This is a genomic window from Afipia sp. GW821-FHT04G03 (assembly GCF_059419985.1).
In genome coordinates, this window is the sequence record NZ_JBWKSV010000003.1 from 187,780 (window position 1) to 194,319 (window position 6,540).

General features: G+C 61.8%; 5 protein-coding genes and 1 pseudogene. 2 read left to right on the forward strand and 4 right to left on the reverse strand.

Annotated elements, in window-relative coordinates:
• The first annotated feature begins 21 nt into the window (after positions 1-21).
• Positions 22-717: a fumarylacetoacetate hydrolase family protein gene (locus AC07UB_RS15330; protein ID WP_494654615.1), complete on the forward strand. Its 696-nt coding sequence runs from the start codon at positions 22-24 to the stop codon at positions 715-717.
• Between the two features lie 18 nt (positions 718-735).
• Here AC07UB_RS15330 and AC07UB_RS15335 read toward each other — a convergent pair whose 3' ends face one another.
• Complete coding sequence (locus AC07UB_RS15335) at positions 736-2,034, reverse strand: amidase (protein WP_494654613.1); 1,299 nt, start codon at positions 2,032-2,034, stop codon at positions 736-738.
• 147 nt (positions 2,035-2,181) lie between these two features.
• Between AC07UB_RS15335 and AC07UB_RS15340 the strand changes: the two are divergent.
• Positions 2,182-3,063: pseudogene (locus tag AC07UB_RS15340) on the forward strand (alpha/beta hydrolase).
• Positions 3,064-3,069: 6 nt separating this feature from the next.
• Here AC07UB_RS15340 and AC07UB_RS15345 read toward each other — a convergent pair.
• The 3 genes from AC07UB_RS15345 to AC07UB_RS15355 all read right to left on the reverse strand — a co-directional run bounded on the left by AC07UB_RS15345 (position 3,070) and on the right by AC07UB_RS15355 (position 5,458).
• Positions 3,070-3,495, reverse strand: coding sequence for a cupin domain-containing protein (locus AC07UB_RS15345; RefSeq protein ID WP_494654611.1), 426 nt, complete (start codon positions 3,493-3,495; stop codon positions 3,070-3,072).
• A gap of 21 nt (positions 3,496-3,516) precedes the next feature.
• Entirely contained in the window at positions 3,517-5,004 is a 1,488-nt protein-coding gene (locus AC07UB_RS15350; RefSeq protein WP_494654609.1) for a flavin-containing monooxygenase, read from the reverse strand.
• Between the two features lie 244 nt (positions 5,005-5,248).
• The gene (locus tag AC07UB_RS15355) at positions 5,249-5,458 is read right to left on the reverse strand and encodes a cold-shock protein (protein WP_426527188.1); all 210 of its coding nucleotides are present in this window, start codon (positions 5,456-5,458) and stop codon (positions 5,249-5,251) included.
• Between the last annotated feature and the right edge of the window lie 1,082 nt (positions 5,459-6,540).

The following is a 6,540-nucleotide window of genomic DNA, read 5'->3' on the forward strand; positions in this document are numbered from 1 at the left end:
TTCCAGACCCCGGATTCTGTCATGAGCGCCAGCGCACCCTTCGTCATTCCCGCACATCCGCAGCCTTCCATTCCGGTCGCCGGTGAATCGAAATCCTTTCCGGTGCGCCGCATCTGGTGCGTGGGACGAAACTATCTCGAGCACATCCGCGAGATGGGCAACGACGAGCGCCAGCCGCCGTTCTTCTTCGCCAAGCACGCCGACATGATCGCGGCCGACGGCGCGACGGTGCCTTATCCATCGCTGACCAAGGATTTCCAGCACGAGGTCGAACTGGTTGTCGCGCTGAAAAGCGGCGGCGCCAACATCGATCCGGCCAAGGCGCTGGACCATGTCTACGGCTACGGCGTCGGCATCGACCTCACCCGCCGCGACCTGCAGATGGCGTCACGCAAGAAGGAACAGCCCTGGGAAATCGGCAAGTCGTTCGACTTCTCCGCGCCGTGCGGCGCGTTGCGCCCCGCCGCCGAGATCGGCCACCCGGTTCAGGGCAGGATCTGGCTTTCGGTCAACGGCGTCGAGAAACAGAAGGGCGATCTGTCCGAGATGATCTGGAACGTCGCCGAGATCATCGGCAAGCTCTCATTGCAGGTCTCGCTCGGTGCGGGCGACATCATCCTGACCGGCACGCCGGCCGGCGTCGCAGCGCTCCAGCCCGGCGACAAGATCGAATGCGGCATCGACGGCATCGGTACGCTGAAGGCGGCGGTCGGCTAAGCCGACCGCCTTTCAGAATCACGCCTCCAACTGCCGCTCCACAGCGGCAGCGATGGCGAGCAGCTTGCGGTCGTCGCCGTGGCGGCCGACCAGCATCAACCCGCAAGGCAGCGCGTTGCCGAGCCTGATCGGCAGCGAGATCGCGCAAGTGTCGAAAAAATTCCAGATCGAGGTGTTCATCAGCGCCTGAACATTTCGCCTGGTAAAATTATCCGTCGTGGAGACCTCGTCGATGGTCGGCGCGACGATCTGCACCGTCGGCATCACCAGCACATCGACCTCGTCGAATACGGCATCCATTTGCGCGATGCCTTTTTCACGATCGCGCAAATTCTGGATGTAATCGGCGGCGTTGACGTTCTCCGAACGCAGCAGACGCATCCGCACGTTCGGATCGACACCCTCGCCCGCCTCGGCAAGCAAGGTGCGATGAACCGAATAGGCTTCCGGCGGCGCGACGCCGCCCCGGTTGTTGATCGCGTGCATGACGTCCAGCGCAGCGAGCGTAATGTCCGCGCCGGATTTCCAGTGCGCGGCGAGCTTCGTCAAAACCTGCGGATAGGCCTTGCCGACAGTCTCGTCCAATCCTTCGATGGGATAGCCCTGCACAAAACCTGCGCGCACATCCTTGAGCGAGGGCGGCTTGAGCGGTGACGGCGTTTCGCCCGCCAGCACGGCATCGGCATTGGCGCAGTCCGCGACGCTGCGCGCGACGGGACCGATGGAATCCAGCGAGTACGACAGCGGAAAAGCGCCCTCGCGCGTCACCCGCTTCACGGTCGGCTTGTAGCCAACCACGCCGCAGAACGCCGCGGGAATGCGCGTCGAGCCGCCGGTATCGGTGCCGATGGCGATCTCGCACATGCCGTCACCCGCCGCGACGGCCGCACCGGAGGATGAGCCGCCCGGAACACGTTTGCGATCCGCAGGATTGCCCGGCGTGCCGAAGTGAGGATTTGCGCCGAGGCCCGAATAGGCGAACTCGGTCATGTTGGTTTTCGCGGCGATCACCGCACCCGCCTCACGCAGCCGCGTCACGATGGCGGCATCCGATGTCGCAGGCTTGCCGCGCGAAGCCAGCACTTTCGATCCCGCGCGGGTGACTTCGCCCTTGACGTCGAACAGGTCCTTGATGGTGAGGATCGCGCCATCGAGCGGACCGAGCGTGCCGCCGGATTTCTTGCGGGCGTCGGCGGCATCGGCGGCCTTGCGGGCCGCGTCGGCATAGACCGTGAGGCAGGCGCGTGCGCCTTCCCCGGCAGGATCGGCAATCTTGAGAAGGGCTTGTTCGAGGCGGTCGCGGGAGGATGAGGTCATGTCGCTTTATCTTTAGCTTCTTGTTTTTGGAAATCGGGCCGGGAGAATGGGATTTCCGAAGCCGGAAGGCAATGCCTGCAGAGGGCTGGATTTTATGGTTTCACAGATGCTTCAATAGAGACGGCCAAAGCGGAGTGAACACATCCCATGTCCAACCCGGAAATCGATGCCATCCGCGCGTTGCTGACATCGAAAGCCCGCCCTGTCGGCTGGACCGCACGGCGCGAGCGCCTCGACGAGATCGGCTCGGTCTGGCCCGTCGCAGAGGATATCACCCTTACACGTGCCGATCTCGGCGGCGTTGAGGCCGAATAGTCGCTCGCGCCCGGCAGCGATACGTCGCGGGTGTTGATGTTTTTCCACGGCGGCGGCTATTGCTCGGGCTCGATCCTCAGCCATCGCCGCATGGTCACCGAGGCAGGACGCGCGGCGAAAATCCGCACGCTGGCAGTCGGCTACCGCCTTGCGCCGGAGCATCCGTTTCCCGCCGCGTACGAAGACGCCATGACGGCGTGGCGCTTCCTGCACCAGCAGGCCTATCTGCCGTCGCAGATCGCCGTCGGCGGCGACAGTGCCGGCGGCAACCTCACCGCCGTGCTGATCAACGAACTACGCGCGCAAGGCGAGCATCCGGCTTGCGCGTGGCTGGCCTCGCCGTGGACCGACCTCACCATGTCCGGCAGTTCACTGATGACGAAAGATGCGGTCGATCCCATCATTCACAAGGGCTATCTCGGCGAACTCGCCGATGCCTTCGTGCCTGCGGGAATTGCACGCAACGACCCGCGCATCTCGCCGCTGTTTTCCGATCTGCGCGGCTTTCCGCCGACACTGGTTCAGGTCGGCTCGCACGAGACGCTGCTCGACGACGCCACGCGCTTTGCGGCGGCGCTCGGAGCCGCCGACGTCGATGTCACGCTGGAGGTGTGGCCGGAGATGATCCACGCCTGGCCGCTGTGGAACGCGCATCTCGAACCCGGCCGGCGCGCGCTGGCCAGTGCGGGCGCGTTCCTCCGCCGTCACATGTGAGCGGGCTTACTTCTGCAACACCGTATTGCCCTGGCCCTTCTCGACCATGTCGATGACCAGCAGTTTCACCGGCACTTTCCCTTTGTTTGCGCCGAAGTGCCATTGGTCGATGGCCTCGAGAACGAAATCGCCGGTCTTGAAGGTCTCGGTCTTGCCGGTGTCGATGTTGGTCACCTCGATCGTCCCCGCCTGCACGTAGCCATAACGCGGAAACGGATGCTTGTGCTTCGGCAGCACTGCGCCGGGCGGAATCTCGTACGTCGAGACGATGACCTGCGCGTCCTTCTGGGGCAGCACGATGGGCTGGCCGCTCGACGTCACCGTCGAAGATAGCACCGGCTTGACGACGACCTTGCTGCCGACAGCCTGTGTATCTGCATGCAGCGGCGACGCAAGCAGCATCAGCCCAAGCACGAACGGAAGAAACTTCATCGGGGATTCCTTATCGCAGCGTCACTCGTAGACCATCACGCCGTCGTCCACCTTGCCGAGCCGCAAGGTGACGATGTCGAGCGCATAGTTCTGGTACAACTTCCACGGCCGCTTCGAGCCTTGCTTGGGCATCTTTGCCACCGAGCGCTGCACATAGCCCGACGTAAAATCGAGCCAGTTCTCCTCGGTCACACCGGGATCGACATTGCGCGGCGTGCACTGTTTGTAGCCGCGCTTGTCCATGTAGTTGATGAGGCGGCAGACGTATTCGCAGGTGAGATCGCATTTCAGCGTCCACGAAGCATTGGTGTAGCCGAACGACGAGGCGAGATTCGGCACATCCGAATACATCATGCCCTTGTAGTTCAGCGTTCGCGCGAAATCGACTTTGCGGCCATCCACGCTGACCTGCATCCCGCCGAGCACCTGCAAGTTCAGCCCGGTCGCCGTCACGATCAGATCGGCTTCAAGTTCGCGGCCGTCCGCAAGGCGGATTCCCTTTTCGGTGAACGTATCGATGGTGTCGGTCACCACCGAGGCGCGACCGTCCTTGATCGACTTGAACAGGTCGCCGTCCGGCACGAGGCACAGCCGCTGCTGCCACGGATTGTAACGCGGCGTGAAATGCGTGGCGATGTCGTAGTCCGGCCCGAGCGCATTACGCACGCCGCCGAGGATCATCTGCTTGGCGCGTTCCGGCTTGCGGCGGCAGAGCTGGAAGAAATACATGCCGAACAGCACATTGCGCCATCGGATCAGATGATAGGCGAGCTTCGCAGGCAACCGTTCGCGCAGCTTGTTGGCCAGCGCATCCTCCGCAGGCCGCGCCACCACATAGGTCGGCGAGCGCTGCAGCATGGTGACATGCGCCGCGGTCTTCGCCATTTCCGGCACCAGAGTGACAGCGGTGGCGCCGGAACCGATCACCACCACGCGCTTGCCGGCGTAGTCGATGTCTTCAGTCCATTTCTGCGGATGCACGATGCGGCCGGCGAATTGATCCGCGCCGGGAAACTCCGGCAGGTAGCCGCCTTCGTAAGAGTAGTAGCCGCTGCACATGAACAGGAAGCCGCAGGTGAAGCGCACACTCTCCTTCGCAGGCCCCCGCTCCACCTCCACCGTCCAGCGCGCATCCTGCGAGGACCATGACGCGCTTTTGACGTGGTGATTGAAACGGATCTTGCGGTCGATGCCGTTGTCGTTCGCGGTCTCGCGCACATAGTTGAGAATGCGCGGCCCGTCCGCGATGGCCTTGGCCTCGGTCCACGGCTTGAACGAATAGCCCAGCGTGTACATGTCGCTGTCGGAGCGGATGCCCGGATAGCGAAACAGATCCCAGGTGCCGCCGATAGCGTCGCGGCCCTCGAGAATGGCGTAGCTCTTTCCCGGGCAATTCTTTTGCAGGTGATAGCCCGCGCCGATGCCGGACAATCCCGCGCCCACGATCAACACATCGACATGCGCCTCAATGTTTAAAACGTCGGCGGTGACTTCGGCTTCGGCCAGCATGAGCAATCTCCCCGCCGGAATTTGTGCGCGACAGGGCGACATTGCAACTCGATTTTGGCGCGACGAGACAGCAAAAAGCCCCATCATTGCTGACGGGGCTTGGTGACGTCCGTTTCATTACATCCGTGAAACGAGCGAAAAGCTGGCTGCTATGACCGGTACATCCGCGGCAACACAGCGCCTGGCTCTTTTTCTTATCGCGACACGATCTGTCCGGCAGCCGCTAGACCGCCGGGATCACGTCTCAAAGAATCTGCAGGTTTTCTGCGCTGGTCTTGCCGCGCATCTTGTCAACCTTGGCTTCGTACGAAACCTTCTGTCCTTCGGCGAGGCCGGTCAGGCCAGCACGCTCGACAGCGCTGATGTGAACGAACACATCGGTGCCGCTATCGTCGGGCTGAATGAAACCGAAGCCTTTTTGGCCGTTGAACCACTTCACAGTACCAGTCGTCATAACAAACAATTCCTTTAGGCGCGTACATGCGCAATTCCGCACGACGTCGCGCGGAGCATAATCCAATCTAGCGATGTCTTAGGGTAAGGAGCCGGAGGGGACCCAAAAGGTCCAAAGGGCGCTTTAACAAAAGCTGGCCGCAAATCGAATACGGGGTGTCTAGCAGGTTGCGGGCCGATAGCAAGGGATCAATTGTGTTCAGCCGAAGGCGCAACCGCGCGGCGGATGGTCGTTAACGATCTCTCTTCACATTGTCCCCGCTTTCGCGGGGACGACATCGAAGGTGGTGCGCGACGCGCATCACGTCTTCCCTTTTCAGACAGCCATCTCACACACGAAAAAATTCCGGATACAGTTTCGCGATCTCGCGACGCGCTTTCGCGCCCGAGGGGTAATCACGTTTCGTCGCCCTGCAAAGAGAGGGCGTGCGGAACGCCGGATGCTCAACGCATCCGCAGCCTCGCGTGCAAAGTAAAAAAAGCACACGAGCGTAGTCACCACGAACACGCCGAAAACATCCGGCGTTCCGCACGCAATGGGTTACAGCTTGCTTCGTGCTCTCCCCGGTGATCGATCGAGTTGTTTTGTCACCGTCGTTGCGACTGAGGATGTTTCCCTGCCCGGTTGGGCGGGGCTCTCCGGGGCAACTTTTGCCAACGTACGGGCTTCAGGACCACACGACTTGGGCCGTCCGGGCAACGTCGTCGTCAGCGCATCATCGGCAACTCACGGACCCTTTGCGGGGAATCCGCCCTGCTGCCTCATCCGCGCCTGACGCTGCCGCGTCCACCGCATCCCGCCCCGCGTATCGTGACGATCGCGAGCCGCCCCTCTGTGGGACGGGATAAATAGGATTTAATTCCTTTATTCTGGAATGTCAAGATGAAATCCGTGGGATATTGAAAGGGAGCGGTTGCGCGAATCACAGATCCAAATTAGCCGAGTCATATTGGCGAACGCCTCCAAATCGGGGCGAACCTTTCGACGGTGATCTGTCAGGAGCCGAGCGTGTCGCGCGAATGCGGCACACAAGCAAAGCTCAAACACCACGCAGATGCGTCTTTGACCTTCTGCTGTGGGAA

Bases quoted from the DNA above. Each gene is read 5' to 3' on its own strand.
- AC07UB_RS15330 (WP_494654615.1), top strand. From the start codon at position 22: ATGAGCGCCAGCGCACCCTTCGTCATTCCCGCACATCCGCAGCCTTCC.
- AC07UB_RS15335 (WP_494654613.1), bottom strand. From the start codon at position 2,034: ATGACCTCATCCTCCCGCGACCGCCTCGAACAAGCCCTTCTCAAGATT.
- AC07UB_RS15345 (WP_494654611.1), bottom strand. From the start codon at position 3,495: ATGAAGTTTCTTCCGTTCGTGCTTGGGCTGATGCTGCTTGCGTCGCCG.
- AC07UB_RS15350 (WP_494654609.1), bottom strand. From the start codon at position 5,004: ATGCTGGCCGAAGCCGAAGTCACCGCCGACGTTTTAAACATTGAGGCG.
- AC07UB_RS15355 (WP_426527188.1), bottom strand. From the start codon at position 5,458: ATGACGACTGGTACTGTGAAGTGGTTCAACGGCCAAAAAGGCTTCGGT.